At 55.4% G+C, this 15,661-nt stretch carries 19 protein-coding genes; 7 read left to right on the forward strand and 12 right to left on the reverse strand.

All coding sequences use genetic code 11. From position 1 onward, the window contains the following. Positions 1–172: 172 nt before the first annotated feature. Entirely contained in the window at positions 173–991 is an 819-nt protein-coding gene (locus tag AUP42_RS16585; protein ID WP_197468304.1) for an alpha/beta fold hydrolase, read from the forward strand. A gap of 213 nt (positions 992–1,204) precedes the next feature. Continuing rightward, a complete protein-coding gene (locus tag AUP42_RS16590; RefSeq protein ID WP_062952697.1) occupies positions 1,205–1,987 on the forward strand; it encodes a substrate-binding periplasmic protein in 783 nt (260 codons plus the stop codon). Between the two features lie 66 nt (positions 1,988–2,053). Here AUP42_RS16590 and AUP42_RS16595 read toward each other — a convergent pair whose 3' ends face one another. Further along, positions 2,054–2,995 carry an arylamine N-acetyltransferase family protein gene (locus AUP42_RS16595; RefSeq protein WP_082824814.1) on the reverse strand — a complete coding sequence of 314 codons (942 nt, stop codon included), beginning with the start codon at positions 2,993–2,995 and terminating at the stop codon, positions 2,054–2,056. A gap of 358 nt (positions 2,996–3,353) precedes the next feature. On the opposite strand from AUP42_RS16595, the gene AUP42_RS16600 reads away from it, so the two are divergent. Then, complete coding sequence (locus AUP42_RS16600) at positions 3,354–4,208, forward strand: D-amino-acid transaminase (protein WP_062952698.1); 855 nt, start codon at positions 3,354–3,356, stop codon at positions 4,206–4,208. Between the two features lie 340 nt (positions 4,209–4,548). Beyond that, positions 4,549–5,421, forward strand: coding sequence for a DMT family transporter (locus AUP42_RS16605; protein WP_062952699.1), 873 nt, complete (start codon positions 4,549–4,551; stop codon positions 5,419–5,421). A gap of 84 nt (positions 5,422–5,505) precedes the next feature. On the opposite strand, the gene AUP42_RS16610 is transcribed toward AUP42_RS16605, so the two are convergent. The 6 genes from AUP42_RS16610 to AUP42_RS16635 all read right to left on the reverse strand — a co-directional run bounded on the left by AUP42_RS16610 (position 5,506) and on the right by AUP42_RS16635 (position 9,790). Next, positions 5,506–5,967 (reverse strand): pyridoxamine 5'-phosphate oxidase family protein, encoded by a 462-nt coding sequence (locus AUP42_RS16610; RefSeq protein ID WP_062952700.1) that lies wholly within the window; start codon positions 5,965–5,967, stop codon positions 5,506–5,508. A gap of 111 nt (positions 5,968–6,078) precedes the next feature. Then, positions 6,079–6,273, reverse strand: a complete 195-nt coding sequence (locus tag AUP42_RS16615) for a hypothetical protein (protein WP_062952701.1) — start codon at positions 6,271–6,273, stop codon at positions 6,079–6,081. Further along, on the reverse strand, positions 6,254–6,838 hold the full coding sequence (locus tag AUP42_RS16620; protein WP_156484642.1) for a hypothetical protein: 585 nt from the start codon (positions 6,836–6,838) through the stop codon (positions 6,254–6,256). The genes AUP42_RS16615 and AUP42_RS16620 overlap by 20 nt, the downstream gene beginning before the upstream one ends. Next, positions 6,832–7,716 (reverse strand): TIGR01459 family HAD-type hydrolase, encoded by an 885-nt coding sequence (locus tag AUP42_RS16625; RefSeq protein ID WP_062952703.1) that lies wholly within the window; start codon positions 7,714–7,716, stop codon positions 6,832–6,834. Before AUP42_RS16625 ends, AUP42_RS16620 begins: the two co-directional genes overlap by 7 nt. Before the next feature lie 127 nt (positions 7,717–7,843). Continuing rightward, complete coding sequence (locus AUP42_RS16630; protein ID WP_062952704.1) at positions 7,844–9,154, reverse strand: quinone-dependent dihydroorotate dehydrogenase; 1,311 nt, start codon at positions 9,152–9,154, stop codon at positions 7,844–7,846. Positions 9,155–9,406: 252 nt separating this feature from the next. After that, a complete protein-coding gene (locus AUP42_RS16635) occupies positions 9,407–9,790 on the reverse strand; it encodes a winged helix-turn-helix transcriptional regulator (protein ID WP_082824815.1) in 384 nt (127 codons plus the stop codon). 145 nt (positions 9,791–9,935) lie between these two features. Here AUP42_RS16635 and AUP42_RS16640 point away from each other — a divergent pair, with 145 nt between their 5' ends. Together AUP42_RS16640 and AUP42_RS16645 are read left to right on the forward strand one after the other, a co-directional pair. After that, positions 9,936–11,051 carry an NADH:flavin oxidoreductase gene (locus AUP42_RS16640; protein ID WP_062952706.1) on the forward strand — a complete coding sequence of 372 codons (1,116 nt, stop codon included), beginning with the start codon at positions 9,936–9,938 and terminating at the stop codon, positions 11,049–11,051. A gap of 211 nt (positions 11,052–11,262) precedes the next feature. After that, entirely contained in the window at positions 11,263–11,499 is a 237-nt protein-coding gene (locus AUP42_RS16645; RefSeq protein ID WP_231858321.1) for a DUF1413 domain-containing protein, read from the forward strand. On the opposite strand, the gene AUP42_RS16650 is transcribed toward AUP42_RS16645, so the two are convergent. Together AUP42_RS16650 and AUP42_RS16655 are read right to left on the reverse strand one after the other, a co-directional pair. Next, on the reverse strand, positions 11,500–11,880 hold the full coding sequence (locus tag AUP42_RS16650; protein WP_231858322.1) for a DUF952 domain-containing protein: 381 nt from the start codon (positions 11,878–11,880) through the stop codon (positions 11,500–11,502). 60 nt (positions 11,881–11,940) lie between these two features. Beyond that, the gene (locus tag AUP42_RS16655) at positions 11,941–12,528 is read right to left on the reverse strand and encodes an exopolysaccharide biosynthesis protein (RefSeq protein WP_062952708.1); all 588 of its coding nucleotides are present in this window, start codon (positions 12,526–12,528) and stop codon (positions 11,941–11,943) included. Between the two features lie 198 nt (positions 12,529–12,726). On the opposite strand from AUP42_RS16655, the gene AUP42_RS16660 reads away from it, so the two are divergent. Then, entirely contained in the window at positions 12,727–13,341 is a 615-nt protein-coding gene (locus tag AUP42_RS16660) for a shikimate kinase (protein WP_197468305.1), read from the forward strand. Between the two features lie 190 nt (positions 13,342–13,531). On the opposite strand, the gene AUP42_RS16665 is transcribed toward AUP42_RS16660, so the two are convergent. The 3 genes from AUP42_RS16665 to AUP42_RS16675 are packed head-to-tail and all read right to left on the reverse strand — an operon-like array spanning position 13,532 to position 15,319. Then, positions 13,532–14,074, reverse strand: coding sequence for a type II toxin-antitoxin system VapC family toxin (locus AUP42_RS16665; protein WP_062952710.1), 543 nt, complete (start codon positions 14,072–14,074; stop codon positions 13,532–13,534). Positions 14,075–14,080: 6 nt separating this feature from the next. Continuing rightward, positions 14,081–14,428 (reverse strand): STAS-like domain-containing protein, encoded by a 348-nt coding sequence (locus AUP42_RS16670; RefSeq protein WP_062952711.1) that lies wholly within the window; start codon positions 14,426–14,428, stop codon positions 14,081–14,083. Positions 14,429–14,437: 9 nt separating this feature from the next. Then, on the reverse strand, positions 14,438–15,319 hold the full coding sequence (locus AUP42_RS16675; protein WP_062952712.1) for a hypothetical protein: 882 nt from the start codon (positions 15,317–15,319) through the stop codon (positions 14,438–14,440). Between the last annotated feature and the right edge of the window lie 342 nt (positions 15,320–15,661).

The raw sequence follows: 15,661 nt of genomic DNA on the forward strand, positions 1-15,661 counted from the left end.
TGCCGCCCTTACCTCCACCAGCACCTCCGCCACAATACCGACCTCACGCTCATGTGATCTCACGTGATTAAATCGCACACGATTTAATATTGCACGATCATAAATTCACAGCTACAAGCATCTCATCGAAACAACGTTTGGCCGGTCATCGGCGAAACCGGGAAAAGGGAAGATGAAAATGCTGAATGTGAAAAACCTGCTCAAGGCGACTGCCTTTGCCTTCGGTCTGATGGCCGCGCAATCTCCGGCCTTTGCCGCTGACACGGCGGCCGCGAATGCCGCCAATACCAAACCGACCATCCTTCTGGTCCACGGCGCCTTTGCCGCCTCTGATAGCTGGGATGGTGTCGCGCCGATCCTGCAGGACGAAGGATATCGCGTCATAAGCGTCGCCAACCCGCTGCGCAGTGTTTCGGGCGATGCCGCCTATACCCGGTCACTTATCGACAGCATTCCGGGTGAGGTCGTTCTGGTCGGTCATTCCTATGGCGGGCCGGTCATCAGCAACGCCGCAACCGGTGCAGCCAATGTCAAGGCACTGGTCTATGTCGCTTCTTTCGCCCCGGAAAAGGGTGAAACCATTGCCGAACTGGCCGGAAAATTCCCCGGCGGCACCCTGGGCGAGGCCCTGGCGGCCCCGGTTCCACTCGGCAACGGTGTGAATGACCTTTATATCGATCCGGCAAAATTCCACGCGCAATTTGCCGCCGACGTTCCGGCTGAAAAAGCCCGCCTGATGGCGACTGCCCAACGCCCGGTCACCGACTTTGCGCTGAACGAACCGTCTGGCGATATCGCATGGAAGGATGTGCCGTCCTACCACATCTATGGCACGGCCGATAAAAACATCCCGCCCGCCGCAATGGAATTCATGGCGAAACGCGCCAATTCACAGGAAACCGTCGTGATTGATGGCGCCTCCCACGTCGTCATGGTGTCCCACCCCAAGGAAGTTGCCGACCTGATCTTGAAGGCCGCCAACGCCAACTGATCCTTAACGCCTGCCTCCCTCAACATCTGCCCAACTTCACGCGCCGCATCCCCCATGCGGCGCGTTTTTTTTATTTCCCGGGATATCGGAAAACCGGACATCCCCCTGCAAAGTCCTTTTGCCCCACCCATATACAATGGAACACACGGTTGAATTGCGGCAACGACAGAACACCGCAACCAATCACCCGGTGCCGCCGGGAAAAGGACACGGATGACATTCTTTCGCAAAGTCTGGCTGACAGCGGCCTTTTTGCTGCTGGCTCAAACACAGATACAGGCACGCGCAAGCGAAACCACCGAAACGCTGGTGATCGTCACCAACGATTATCCGCCCTATACCCATGCCACGGCGCGCGAAAGCTTCCTGCCTGATCTGTTTCGCGCCATCGGCAAAGAAATGAATGTCCGTTTCGAATTTCATTTCAGACCTTGGAAGCGCGGCGAACAGGATGTTGAAAATCTCGAAGCATGGGGCACATTGCCCTATCGCTGGTCCGAAGAACGCGACCGGAAATTCAATTTCTCCGACCCACTCTATATCGAGGATTCCCCGTTTTTCGCCTATAACGCACAGGGTGCGAAACCCGCCATCCGATATGAAACTCTGGCCGACCTGCATTCCTACCGCCTGGGCGGGATACAGGGATATTATTATCAGCCATGGTTTGAGGAAGCCGGGCTAAACGTCGAATATGCCCTGACCGAAGAACAGAATTTCAAAATGCTGCAACTGGGCCGGATTGACCTGTTTTCCACCGCGCGCTCGGTCGGCTGGCATGTAATCCGAAGCCTCTTCCCACCCGAAGAAGTTGAAAAATTCTATACCCTCGAAAAACCGCTGCTTCCGGGCGCTGGCCTGTTTCTGATGACCTCAAAGGACTATCCGAACGGCACCGAACTGCTTGAACGCTTTAACGCTGCCCTCGCCAAGGTCAAACAGAACGGCACATTCGAAAGCCTGATGAACCGCCATGAATTGTCGGTCAATTACTGACCCGGCCTGCAAAAAGGGCCGCAGCACTTTGCCACGGCCCCTGATAATGCTGATTTAGCGGCTTCATTACCCCTGCTTGCGCACGGCTTCCGCACTGGCAACCACATCTTCAAGGTAGGTCCGCCACGACGGATCAACGCTGATGCCGAAAATATCGGTCAATGTCTGCTCGACATCGCCGACTGACAGGTGATGCACCTCTTCCTCGCCCGTCCGCAACCGAATGGTCAGGCGATTGTTCAGCAGCGTGAACCTTGCATGCGGGGCGCTTCGCGCCACCATCAGAACCTTGGCAAAGCCGCTTTCGGGATGGGTGCTGGCGTAAAAGTTCATCACCTCGTAATCGATATCCTCGACCGGGACGATATCGACCTCATGCACCGGCTTCCACACCCCGTCGCGTTCAAGCTCCGTCAGGTAACGGCCATGACGTTCCCGCACCCGGAAGGTATCATGCGGGGTGACCTGCGGCACCGAAACGCCCAGCAAAAGCGGCGCGGTCGGCACACAGCCGCCCAGCCCGACATCAACAAGCCACGCCTCGCCATCCAGCGTGACGCGCATCGCCATGTGGCAGCGCGGCCGCGGGCCATCGCCCTCGTTATAGCCCCACAATACCCGCCCGGCGAGGCTTTCGACCTCAAAACCAAGGCTGCGCAACACGCGGCGGAAAAGGCCGTTCTGCTCGAAACAATAACCACCGCGTCCTTCAAGAATGATCTTGCGGTCAATATCCTCTGGCGCAAGGCTCACCCCCTTGCGACACAGCACATTGATCGCCTCGAACGGGATATGGGCGGGATGCAGCGCATGCAGATCGCGCAAAACCTCAAGCGTCGCCTCGCGCGGGCCGTCATAGCCGATCCGGGCGAAATAGGCGTCCAGATCAACCTGCGGCTCAGGCAGCGGAAAGGGCTTCGCCCAGCTTGCGTCAATCGCGTTCTGCACGCTGGAAGTGATCGCGGCATCATCGAATTTGGGGGCACTTATCGGCAGATGCGTATTCATCGGGGGCTCCGTGTCTTGTCCGTTTGGGGCGTGATGTAATCAGGACTTCCGTTTCTGGAGCAGGACCATAGAACCTCAAGCTAAGTTCAGGTCAATAGACTATTTCAACATTTTTTCATCGAATGTTCTGCGGTTCTGCGCGCCAATGAACGCATATATATGCGACATTGCGGCATTCGAAAGGCCGCAAAGGCAATTTTCCACCTTTTATACGCAACAACCAAAGCGTCGCGCGACAAACCCGCCCGCTCTGTGCTATCGAAATGGGTATATGGTTTAACATGCGCGAACGGCCATCCCCGGAAACCGGATTTCCGGTATCGCCTTTCGACGGTTCCCGAACAGACAGGAAGATGACATGCGTACTGTTTATGTGAACGGCGACTATCTGCCGGAAAATGAAGCCAAGGTTTCGATCTTTGACCGTTCCTTCCTGTTTGCCGACGGCGTGTATGAAGTCACCTCGGTACTCGATGGCAAGCTGATCGATTTTAACGGTCACATGACCCGTCTGGCGCGTTCGCTCTCGGAACTGGGCTTCACCTACAAGGCCGATATCGACGAACTGCTTGAAATCCACCGCGAACTGGTCAAACGCAACGACATCACCGAAGGCCTGGTTTACCTGCAAATCTCGCGCGGGTCGGCCGGTGACCGTGATTTCGCGATCAAGGATGACACCCCGGCAACCGTCGTTCTGTTCACGCAGTCCAAATCCCTGATCAAATCGCCGCTGGCCGAACGCGGCCAGAAAATCCTGACCTATCCGGATGTCCGCTGGCGCCGGTCCGACATCAAAACCGTGCAGCTTCTTTATGCGTCGCTTCTTAAAACCGAAGCCGCCGCCAAGGGGGCTGATGATGCGTGGATGGTGCTCGATGGCTATGTCACCGAAGGCTCGTCAAACAACGCCTATATCGTGACGCAGGATAACGTCATCGTCACCCGCCAGCTTTCCAACGATATCCTGCATGGCATCACGCGCAAGGCCGTCCTGAAATGTGCCGAAGAATTGCAGCTCAAGGTCGAAGAACGCCTGTTCACGGTCGATGAAGTCTATGCCGCGAAGGAAGCCTTCTCGACCTCGGCCTCGGCCTTTGTCTGCCCGGTCGCCGAAGTCGATGGCAAGAAAATCGGCGATGGCACACCGGGCCCGATCGCCAAGCGGCTGCGCGAAATCTATATCGACGCCAACCGCGCCACCGCGATCTGACCCATCGGCATCTCGCGTCCCAAACGCAAAACGCCGCCTTTACCGGGCGGCGTTTTTTTGTTTGTCTGAAACAACCCAAGCCCCAACACAGAACCAGCGGCCCCATGGACTCCCGCTTTCGCGGGAGTGACGATAAAGTTGCGCATAGCCCCCCCTAAACCGTCATTCCCGCGCAGGCGGGAATCCAGTCCTTCGTGCCACATCCTCAAAACCACCCATCGAACCCGCAGCCCCACCGACCGCTTTCTTTGCTGGCCTCAACCGGCACTTTGCCCTAAAGCTCAGAAAACAGATGGTGATTGCGATAACCCACCATCACACAGGGAAAGCGCCACGAACCATGAATGCACAACAGCCCCAGCACAACCTGACCGGCATCATTCTGATGTGTGCCGGTGTCGCCCTGCTGTGTGTCAATGATGCCCTGGCCAAGGGATTGATGGATCATTATTCACCGATCCAGATCATCTTTCTGCGCAATTCGATTGCCCTGCCCTTTGCCGCCCTGCTGGCCATAAAAATGGTCGGGCTTGGCGGCCTGCGGTCCAATCGCATTGGCGTGCATTTCATGCGCACCGTCATCTGGATCACCGCGACCATCATGTTCTTCACCAGCATCCATCTGATGGGACTGGCGGAGGCCACCGCCCTTGCCTTTGTCGCCCCGCTTTTCATCACCGCGATTTCATCGGTGCTGATTGCCCGGGTCGGCTGGCGGCGCTGGGTGGCCGTGATGGTCGGTTTTTTGGGTGTTCTGGTGATCGTGCGCCCCGGTGCGGCAACGTTTGAGCCCGTCTCGCTTTTGCCGGTGGCGACCGCCTTTACCTATGCGCTTCTGATGCTAAGTGCGCGCCTGCTTGATCCCCGCGAAAGCATGTGGACGCTTCTGTTTTACCTCAGCTTCACCAGCACCCTGCTCAGTGCCTGTGCCGTCTGGTATTTCTGGACCCCGATCCGAGCCGAGGATATCGGGCTTTTCATCGCCATCGCCTTTGTCGGCACCAGCGGCATGACCCTGATCACCCAGGCCTTCCGGGTGGCGGATGCTCCAACCGTCGCCCCGTTTGATTACACCGCCCTTGTCTGGGCCACCGGACTTGGCTGGTTTTTCTGGGGCGAAACGCCCGATCTTCTGACCTTTGTCGGTGCGGCGATTATTACCGGAAGCGGCATTTTCATCATCTTCCGCGAAAAGCGCGTGGCCGAAAGCTGATGCTCCCCCAAACCGTCATTCCCGCGAACGCGGGAATCCAGTCCTCCGTGCCGCATCCTCAAACGCCGCCAAAGGACAAAGGGCCTAATCCACCGGTCTCACCCCATAAGTCGCCATCGCCCCGGCCCGCATGTCGGCTTCGTTAACATCGGCCCTGAACCGATAGCTCGGCGCAACAATCTCGCGCGCCTGATCAATTGCCACATCAATCACCATGCCGACCTTAAACGCATCGCCCGCCATGCCCTGCAGGATCACATGCCGCTCGGCAAAACCGTCATCACCGTTCTTCAGAAGCACCGCCCGCCCGTAAAGCTGCCAGCCCTTCTGCGAAAACACGTCAACGAAACTGACACAGACACGCGGGTCATGGCGGATATTCTTCACCGATTGTGGGGATGCGATATTGGCAATGATGATCCGGTCCTCGCCATAACAGGCAAAGATTTCCTTCGGACTGACCGACGGCCCGTCTTCGGAAACGCTCGCCAGCCAGCACAAAACCGCCCGCCCGGCATAATCGCGAATGTCATCTGTCAGAAGCATGGTTTTTCCGGTTTGTTGACGCCCCAATACTCTGCCACCGCAATCCCGAAACCACAAAAACAAAACCCGCCTTCCAACGGGAAAGGCGGGTGCAAACGGAATTACAGCAAATCAGTAATTCGCCTTAAAAGGCGGCTCTCGCCCGTCCCTTGCGGCAAGCTCGGCAATATTGCGCAACAGATTACGCTTGCTTTGGGTGCGCCGACGACCGGAATTTGGCTGCACGTCACCATTGCCAGACAGGCCCAATTCGGCCCGTTTCTGGCTGATGCGTGCTGCCAATTCTTCAATCGTGATTTCGCGCATTCACGTGTTTTTCCAGAAAATTCAAATCGAAATCGCCTGAAGTTTCCTCGACGATACGTTTATCAAGATAAGGTTTATCAAGCTCAAACGCAAGCTGGTACAGGCGTACAGCCTGATCAAGCATATCTGAAGCATAGTGCGGCGGGCTGTTGTATTGACCCATGCGATCTGCAATCAAATCTTCGATGCAAATCACCGAAACGCTATGGTCCGCATCCAGCCGAAGCAGATAGACACGATCATAGCTCCCGCGCCCATCCATGAGGTTACTATCAACAACCTCGACACCGACTTTCAGCTTCGGGTGCTGAAACCCGCGGGAAAATGATCCCGGCCCGACACTGCGCTCAAAGCCGACAGCCTCAAGGGCATCCTCGAACACCTGCTGCCAGGCTGTTACGATATCAAGATCACCGGAAACAAGCTCGCCAAGTGTCGCCAGTTCAACAGCCGCACCACCGACAAGCACGGGCCGATTATGACCATGTCGCTCCACGACATCTGACGCCTCGGACAGCAGTCGCAATGCTTCGACTAATTCGGGCCTGTAAAAGGCGTTTACCAACAAAAATCCCCAACCGCATAGGTAATGCTGCGCCCGGTCGCGTTCAGCAGGGCATCAAGCTTGCCTTTCTCGGGCAATGTTCCGCGCGGTGCGCCAAGTTCCTCGGCATGGATGCCGCCGGTCACGAGTGCGACATCAAGCCCGGCATTGTTTGATCCGGCAACATCGGTCGAAAGGCTGTCGCCGACGACCAGAAGCTTCGCATCCGGGCCCTTGTCAAACAGTTGCAGGCAGAAATCATAGGCACTCGCCAGCGGCTTGCCTTCCCAGCGGACATTGCCGCCAAGCACCTCGTAACGCGCGGCAATCGCACCGGCACAGATGATGCGATCCCCGCCGCGGATCACTTCGCGGTCCGGGTTCGGGCACAGCATCGGAAGGTCGCGCGCCTTGGCAGCATGCAGCAGATCCTCATAAACCGAAACCGCGTCATAATCGTCATTCGGCCCCGTCACCAGAAGCCAGTCGGCATCTTCAACCGTCTTGACCATCTCGACATCCTGGCCTTCAAACATCGACATATCGCGCACCGGGCCGACACTCATGACCTTGCGGCCAAGCTTCGCATACCAAGGATCGGTCCGTGCGAGAAGCTGGCTATAGGCGATCTCGCCCGATGCCACCGCCGGGCCATAAAGGTCGCGCGCGATACCCATATCTTCCATGCGTGCGACCACGACGCTGGACCGGCGCGGCGCGTTCGACAGAAGGGCCACCGGCACACCGGCCTTTTTAAGCGCCTCCATCGCCAGGATGGAACTTGGATAGGGCGTGACCCCGTCATGCACCACGCCCCAAAGATCAAGGATCACCGCATCGTACTGTTCGATCACTTCCGACAGGCCGTTGATCATCTGATAGCTGGTGCCAACCGTCATTCACGCATTCCACTTCATGTTAAAATCGTCGTCATCCTCGCGGCGGGCTTGACGGGAAAGCCCAAAGCCATCCCACCCAAACCGTCACTCCCGCGCACGCGGGAGTCCAGATTGCCACAGGTAAATCCTATTCCGTCGGTCCGTTTTGGGGCCCGGACTTTGGCTCGGCCTTTGGTGCCGCCTTCGGCGCAGCCTTGCTTTTCGCCGCCGCTGGCTTGGATGCAGGCTTCTTGGCAGCAGTCTTCGCCGCTGGCTTCTTAGCTGCCGTTTTAGCCGCCGGAGCCACCTTCGCCACCTCGGCCTTGGCGGGTTCCGCCTTCGCCGTCACCGCCGCCTTGGCCGCGCGCGCCTCATCCACCGGGGCGCTGCGCCCGGAAATCTCCGGATAGGCCGCCCCAACCGCATCGGCAACACTGGCAAAACCGTCCTTACGCAACCGCCGTGCAAGGTCTTCCTTGATATCGGTCACAAGCTCCAGCCCGTGATAGACAAGGGCGGAATAAAGCTGCACCAGCGACGCCCCATTAAGGATCTTCTCATAGGCATCCTTGCCCGATGCAATCCCCCCCACCCCGATCAACGGAATTTTGCCTTCGGTCAGGCGGTAAAAATCGGCCAGAACCTTGGTCGAGGGCTCCATAAGCGGCGGGCCGGAAAGACCACCCTTTTCATCCTGATCATAGGAATTAAGCCCGACCGGCCGGTCAATCGTGGTGTTCGAAACAATCATGCCATCAAGCTTGAGCTTCAACACCACCGCAGCAATATCGGCCTTGTCTTCCTCCGTCAGGTCCGGCGCGACCTTCAGCAGCACCGGCACACCCTTGGCATGGCTATCGCGTGCCGAAAGGACCGATGTCAGAAGCGCCTCAAGCGGCGCACGTCCCTGCAATGCCCGCAGACCCGGCGTATTGGGCGAGGACACATTGACCACCAGATAATCGGCATAGGGACCAAGGGCCGCAACACCCTTCACATAATCCGCCGCCGCGTCCTCGGAATATTTGTTTTTGCCAAGATTGGCACCCAGAATGCCCTTGCGTGCGCGCTTGCGCAGGCGCTCGGCAACAACGGCGGCACCCTCGTTATTAAAGCCCATGCGGTTGATCACCGCCCGGTCGGAATAAAGCCGGAAAAGCCGGGGCTTGGGATTACCCGGTTGCGGTTCGGGGGTGACCGATCCGATTTCGACAAAGCCGAACCCGTGCGAAAGCGCCTGATTGGGGACCTCGGCATTTTTGTCAAACCCCGCGGCAAGCCCGACCGGATTGGCAAATTTGCGCCCGAAAACCTCGGTCTCAAGGATCGGCGTGGCATCCAGCGCATCATCATCGCGCGGCACCAGATTGTTTTTCAGCGCGCAAATCGCAAGACCATGCGCGGTCTCCGCATCAATCCAGCGCACAACCGGCAAAACCAGTGACTTGTACCACCCCACGCGACCTGCTCCGTGCTTGTAAATACCTGCCTTGTTCTTACGCTGTGAGGGAGGATGGGGCAAGGATCAATGGCGTTAAAGCCACCTGTCACGCCCGCATCCACCGTCAAATGTCAGCTATATCTTACTTTTAAGGGGAAAATGCCGAAACCGACGTTTTTGTCAGTTATTTCTGACATTTGCGGCTTTCCTGTCAGGCAAGAAAACCCGTGACACCTTCGTCGCCCAAGGCGGCGGTTGGGGCATGGGCTCCTAAACCCGCTCCTCCATCCGCGCATCAAACGCCACCCGCGCCTTTTCCACCTCGTCGTAATGATCGCGCGTCCACGTATAAAGCGCCTTGAACGGCTCCACCAGCGACCGGCCAAGATCGGTGATTTCATATTCGACCGCGACCGGCGATGTCGCGATCACGTGGCGGGCGACAATGCCATTGCGTTCAAGCTTGCGCAGCGTCTGCGTCAACGCCTTCTGCGTAATCCCCTCAAGCCCGCGCTTGATCGCGTTAAACCGCAAGGGTCCGTGGGCCAGCACCGCCAGGATCATCATCGACCATTTATCGGCAATCTGGTCCAGAAGCTCCCGGCTCGGACAGTTCGAGCGGAACATCTCGATCGAACATTCTTTCATTACCATGGCATTTCCACCTCATTTCCTCCGGCTTGGGGCCATCCAGGTTTCCTCAAGTATACCTGGTAACTTCAAGGTGCCTGATTGACAGTAGGTATACACCGTATATCTAGTAGCCACCATACACCCAATTCCAATCGGAGGATAGCCGATGTCAGATACCAATGTTCTTTTTCAACCCTTCAAGCTGAAAACCCTGGAGCTTTCCAACCGCATCGTCATGGCGCCGATGACGCGCTCGCACGCGGTTGACGGCATCCCCGGCCCGGTCAATGCCGATTATTATCGCAAGCGCGCCGAAGGCGGTGTCGGCCTGATCCTGTCCGAGGGCACAGTGATCAACCGCCCGTCATCGCGCAACGATCCGGGCATTCCGTTCTTCCACGGCGCCGATGCGCTTTCCGGCTGGAAGGCCGTGGCGGATGCCGTACATGGTGCCGGTGGCAAGATGGGTCCGCAGCTTTGGCATACCGGATCGGTCAAAAGCTTCCAGACCGAATGGGTGCCCGATACCCCGGTCGAAAGCCCGTCGGGCCTTGTCGCGCCGAACGAGCCGCGCGGCAATACCATGTCTGATGCCGATATCGCCGACACCATCGCCGCCTTCGCCCAGGCCGCCCTTGATGCCAAAAATGCCGGTTTTGATACCTTTGAAATTCACGGCGCGCATGGTTACCTGATTGATCAGTTCTTCTGGTCGGGCACCAACCTGCGTACTGACCGCTTTGGCGGCAAAACCATCCGCGAACGCGCGACCTTTGCGCGCGAAGTCGTCGCCGCCATGCGTGCCGCCGTTGGCCCGGATTTCCCGATCATCCTGCGTGTCAGCCAATGGAAACAGCAGGATTTCGCGGCCCGTCTGGCAACAACCCCCGATGAAATGACCGACTGGCTTGGCCCGCTGGTCGATGCCGGGGTGGATATCATCCATGCGTCCCAACGCCGTTTCTGGGAACCGGAATTCCCCGAACTGGACGGCGAAAACGGCCTGAACTTTGCCGGCTGGGCGAAAAAACTGACCGGGGCGGCGACGATTTCGGTCGGCTCTGTCGGGCTTTCCGGTGATTTCATGACCGCGTTTGCCGGCGAAGGTTCGGCCACCGCAGGGCTTGATGAACTGGTCAGCCGCATGGAACGCGACGAATTCGACCTGATCGCGGTCGGCCGTGCGCTGATCACCGATGCCGCCTGGACCGCCAAGGTGCGCGACAACAAAACCGACGCCCTGCTGGGCTTTGATCCGGCAACGCTCGGCGAACTGGTCTGATCGATAGGGTTTGATTGCAGAAACGGCTTCCGGCCCATCTCCGTCATTCCCGCGCAGGCGGGAATCCAGTCCCTTGACTCAACGGGGGGTGGTTTCCGGGGCGGCCTGTTCCTCGACGCAAAAGGGCGGTGCCATCCCGGCATCGCCCTTTCTTTATGCCCGCCTGAAAACTATCTGAAGGAAAGCCACCGACAAAAAAAGGAGGCCCCAGATGAAACCCCCAATGGATGCCTCCGAAATCACCCGGCTGCAAAGCCGCCTCGCCGCCCGCGATCCCGGTGAATTTCACTTTCCGGAAATTTACGGCCCCGGCTGGGATACGCTTTATATCGGGGACAAGGTCAGCATCGGCCGCCATTTTCTGCAAGCCGTGCGGGCCGGATATTTCCCCACTGTCGAGGATACCGGCAAAAAGCGCGGCGGCGGGCGGGTCTATCGTCGGCTGTAACTATCCTCTGCTCATATAGTCGGGGCGCAGATCCTCCGGCAGGATGTGAACTTCGTTATCATCAAGTTTCAGGTCATCAACGCGTGCAACATGCTCGACCGAAAGCTGATCATAAAGATGCGGGAACAGCGTGCCACCGCGCGTCGGTTCCCATTTAAGCTTGTCCGCGACCGCCTCGACCGGCACATGCAAAAGCCGCAATCCCCCGCGTTTCGGGTAATGCAGCGCAAGCGTCGCCGCCAGCGTATCGATGGTGGAAAAATGGATGAAGCCATCCGCAATATCGTGCGGTGCCCCGGCATAATGCCCGGTCGCCAGCGCCTCGGCCCATTCGTCCGAACCCAATACGCGGTAAATCATGGTATGTGATGTGTTTGTCATCCGGGGAATGTAGGGCGCGTCCCCGCTTTGCGCAATATGGCATCAATCGCGCGCTGTGAACTATATCAGAACTGCCATAAACCCGCCGACCGCCGCCACCGTGATGATGATCGCCGACAGCATCAAAGCCCCGTCACGCACAAGGATCGCAAGCCCGAAGGCGGCAATCGCGCTCATCGGTGCGATCCCGGCAAAAGGTATCATTTCAAAAAACGGCACCACAGCCGAAAGCAGCAGGCAGATCACCGCCGCCACCCGCACCGCATGCCGCCCGGTCAGGGCCGGCAACCGCCCGTAAAACCAGCGATCAAGCTTCCCCGCCACCGGTTCGATCCGGCGCATCGCCTCGGCGACGCTGGCCCCGTCAAACGACCGGCGACCCAGGATACCCGGCAACCACAAATGCGACCGCCCGAGAACGATCTGAATGGCAAAAAGTGCGACAATCACCGCCAAAACCGCTGGCACCATCGGAATACCCGATAGGGGCGTCAACCCGATCAGGCCCGGCACAAACAGGAACGGCCCATAACTCCGCCGCCCCAGCACGGCCACCATATCCTCGACCGAAACCGCGCGCCGCCCCGCTGCCCGATCCCGGATCCGCGCCACAATCCCGCCCACGGAACCCGGCCCTGTGTCCGTCATGCCAACCCTCGCTGCCTGTTTGCAAAATCACGTTGTCCCTGCAACGCGGGGTCGGCGGGTTTGTTTCAGGGTGTACTGCCTGCCTCGGGATTGTTGTGATCCATGCGGCGTATCGTGGTAACTTATTGGCTGATCCGATCGCAGTTAAGACACCCCAAAAGGACCGCAGCCATACATATCCCCAAAGATTTCATCTTTTTGATCGGCCCCGGCGGCGTTGGAAAAACAAAGACGGCCAAACAGCTTGCGCCGCGGCTTGGATATGACTGCATTGACCTCGATGATTACTTTTGCGAACAGGTTGAAAATATTCGCGTTTTCATCGCGAACTATGGATATCGGGAATATGTGATTGCGAACGCGCGCTGCTTTCGCGAAATCGTCCAGAATTGCCAACGCGACACCGTCATTTCACTGTCGTCCGGCTTCCTCATCATCGAAGAAGCCGCAGAAGTGGTTGAGGCAAATCGCGAAGCTGTAGAGCGCCTAGGAACAACGGTTCTGCTCACCCCCTCGCACGACAGTCAAAAGGCAGCAGACATTGTGGCAAAGCGTCAATCTGAACGCGGGCTTGGCCTGAACGAACATCAAGAACGCCAGAAATTTCTGGCACGCATGCGGGTTTACGAGAGATTTGCGCAGCATATCGAGATTTCCAGCGACGATCCGGCGGATATCGCAGACCGGATCGTGCGGAAAATTGTCCCGCAATCTGCCGTCGATGGCATCCGCACGGGACTAAAACAGATTATCGAGGGTCAGGGGCAGGATGCGGGGAGCTTCTTTAAGGAGCTTGGGGCTCCGCATAAATGAAGCAATACTGGGTCGCCATGTAGCCCACAGAGGCCGCCCTGCCTCCATCATGCCACGCTTCGCAGCCTGTTTGCGCAATGATGCAGCCCTTGCAACGCCGGGTGAGTTTCTTTCAGAGAGAAAAATACCTTTACTGCCTGAAAAGAATAAATCACACACCCCAAATAAATAATCAGATAACCTAGTAAATTTACTTATATATTTTATTATTACTTAAAATATCCACTCCGCACCCAATGAAGTCTTTGTCGTGAGTAATCAAGACAAGCCCGTTTTTCTGACACATAAATGATATCATTTCGTCGTTCATGTCTGATTTATTGGAATGAATTCGATCACAGAATTTAACAATATTATCAATAGAAACAATATCACACAAAAGGCTAGATATCATTAGTATTTCATTTATCTGCCCATCAACTTCTTGAGCATTATCAATGTAGTCATTAGTATTCCTATAATCTTTGAATTTTAAAGCACTGTTATTAGTTGAATTATAAAGAGAAAAAACCAACCTCAAATAAGTATTTACAAATTCAGATATAACAGTTGGACTAACAAAAATTTCACCGCGATTTTTTAGTATATTATCTTGAACAGAAACATAAAATTTGTACTTTGGGTCTCTAACATCCAAGAACGGGCCATACAAATATATTAAAACATTAGTATCAAAAAAATACCTCCCATCTAAAGAAACACCTCCTAAATCTTCAACGCTGCAATATCCCATGAGATACTACCCCTCATAATGGCTCATTATCTCTCCAATTTCATCTTTATTTTCATAAAACCTCTTCCCTCTATTAATCGACCTAACAATAGTACCACCAAACCCTTCTGGAACATCTACTATTTTCAATTTTCTTTTAATCATATCTTCCGGGAATTCATTATACAATTGGCCTATAACCGCATTCGTGAAAGCAGTTATTATTTGAGAGGCCCCCACGAAAGAAAGTTCTACATTATCCCCTCTTTCGAAAGCCGTCGCCACCAACTCATGCACCTTATTGCCATCCTCCGTATCAACGAAGTTCGGGTCATTTGTTAAATCTAATATCTTGATCTTTTGTAACGCCATCATCCTCAACTCCTACAAAAAGTCGTTCGGATCTAATTCTTCAGAGAGCATGTAATCACGACGGTCTGCTGTATTTATTTTTATGTTAACCATCGTTCCCGGGAAAGGCTTTGGCAACTGCCTACGAGTTATTTCGTGTCCATTTTGACACCAATATCCATCATGAGAAGTGATAGTTAAGCTACCATTGTTATGCATAATAAATTCACGAACAATCTTCAGTCCCAAGCCGCCGGGAATATCCCCAGCTCGCGTGGTGTTTTCGTCCTCCATTGCCCACCCAATTGCCTGACTAGCTTCGATATCACGCCCTAAGAACTGCGATACATTGTGTCGAAAGCCCTGCCCCATATCAACAACAGCAAATTCAAGAGCTTGCCTAACCTTTGGGGAAGCTTGACCACAGGCAAAAACACCCAAAGCACTTTTCGAGTGAAGCCCACAATTGTTATATATTTCGTTTATTCCCTGCAAAAAGGTACGCCTCAACAAATCCGTCATGTTGGGAATTCCTTTTCCTTTCAGGTTGTCCTCGACAAATCCCGCGAACTTCTTTGACTCGTTAAGAGTGAATCTTGTGAAAGGAATAGAAGTACCTTGCCGATCAACTAGCTTGGGTTGCAGGAAACCATTTCTCTGCAAGACCCGGCGAACGGGGTCATTCAGCCTCACAAAGTCGACGATATTTCCACGACTTTGCAACAAAGCAACTACACCTCCGAGAGCCGCAGCCATATTGCCATCTATTCTGCTAGCGATAGAGCAATCGATTTTCACATGACTGTTCTCCACCCCTGCCACCGAGGCGGCAAATGCAGCAAGGGAAACGACTCCCTCAACTGAACAGTTAACATCCTGCAACAGCGGTTGCGCAACAGCCCCTCTAGCATTCATGCAAACAGCACCGTAATCAGAATCAACCTACCATTGAGCAACAACAGCATTTTTCCGATAGAATCGAAGTTTCACGCCAGATTTAAGGATCACCTGAAGCTTTCAGATAAACAACATCCCATCACTAAATACGATTGCATGCAACGGGCAAAATGCTCAACACGATCACGCTGACCAACAAATATTGCCTCAAGAAGATAGCTTTATTAAGGCACACCTTTCCAAACACCTTGCGCTATATCCGTGAAGAAGTATCGCAAAAAGCTAACATGTCATCATCCTCCACTCTTATTCGGACTCCGCTTAACCACATAGCCCCTCACGCAAACCCAAGGGCAATGC

The sequence above is a fragment of the Thalassospira lucentensis genome (assembly GCF_001613805.1).
GTDB lineage: Bacteria > Pseudomonadota > Alphaproteobacteria > Rhodospirillales > Thalassospiraceae > Thalassospira > Thalassospira lucentensis_A.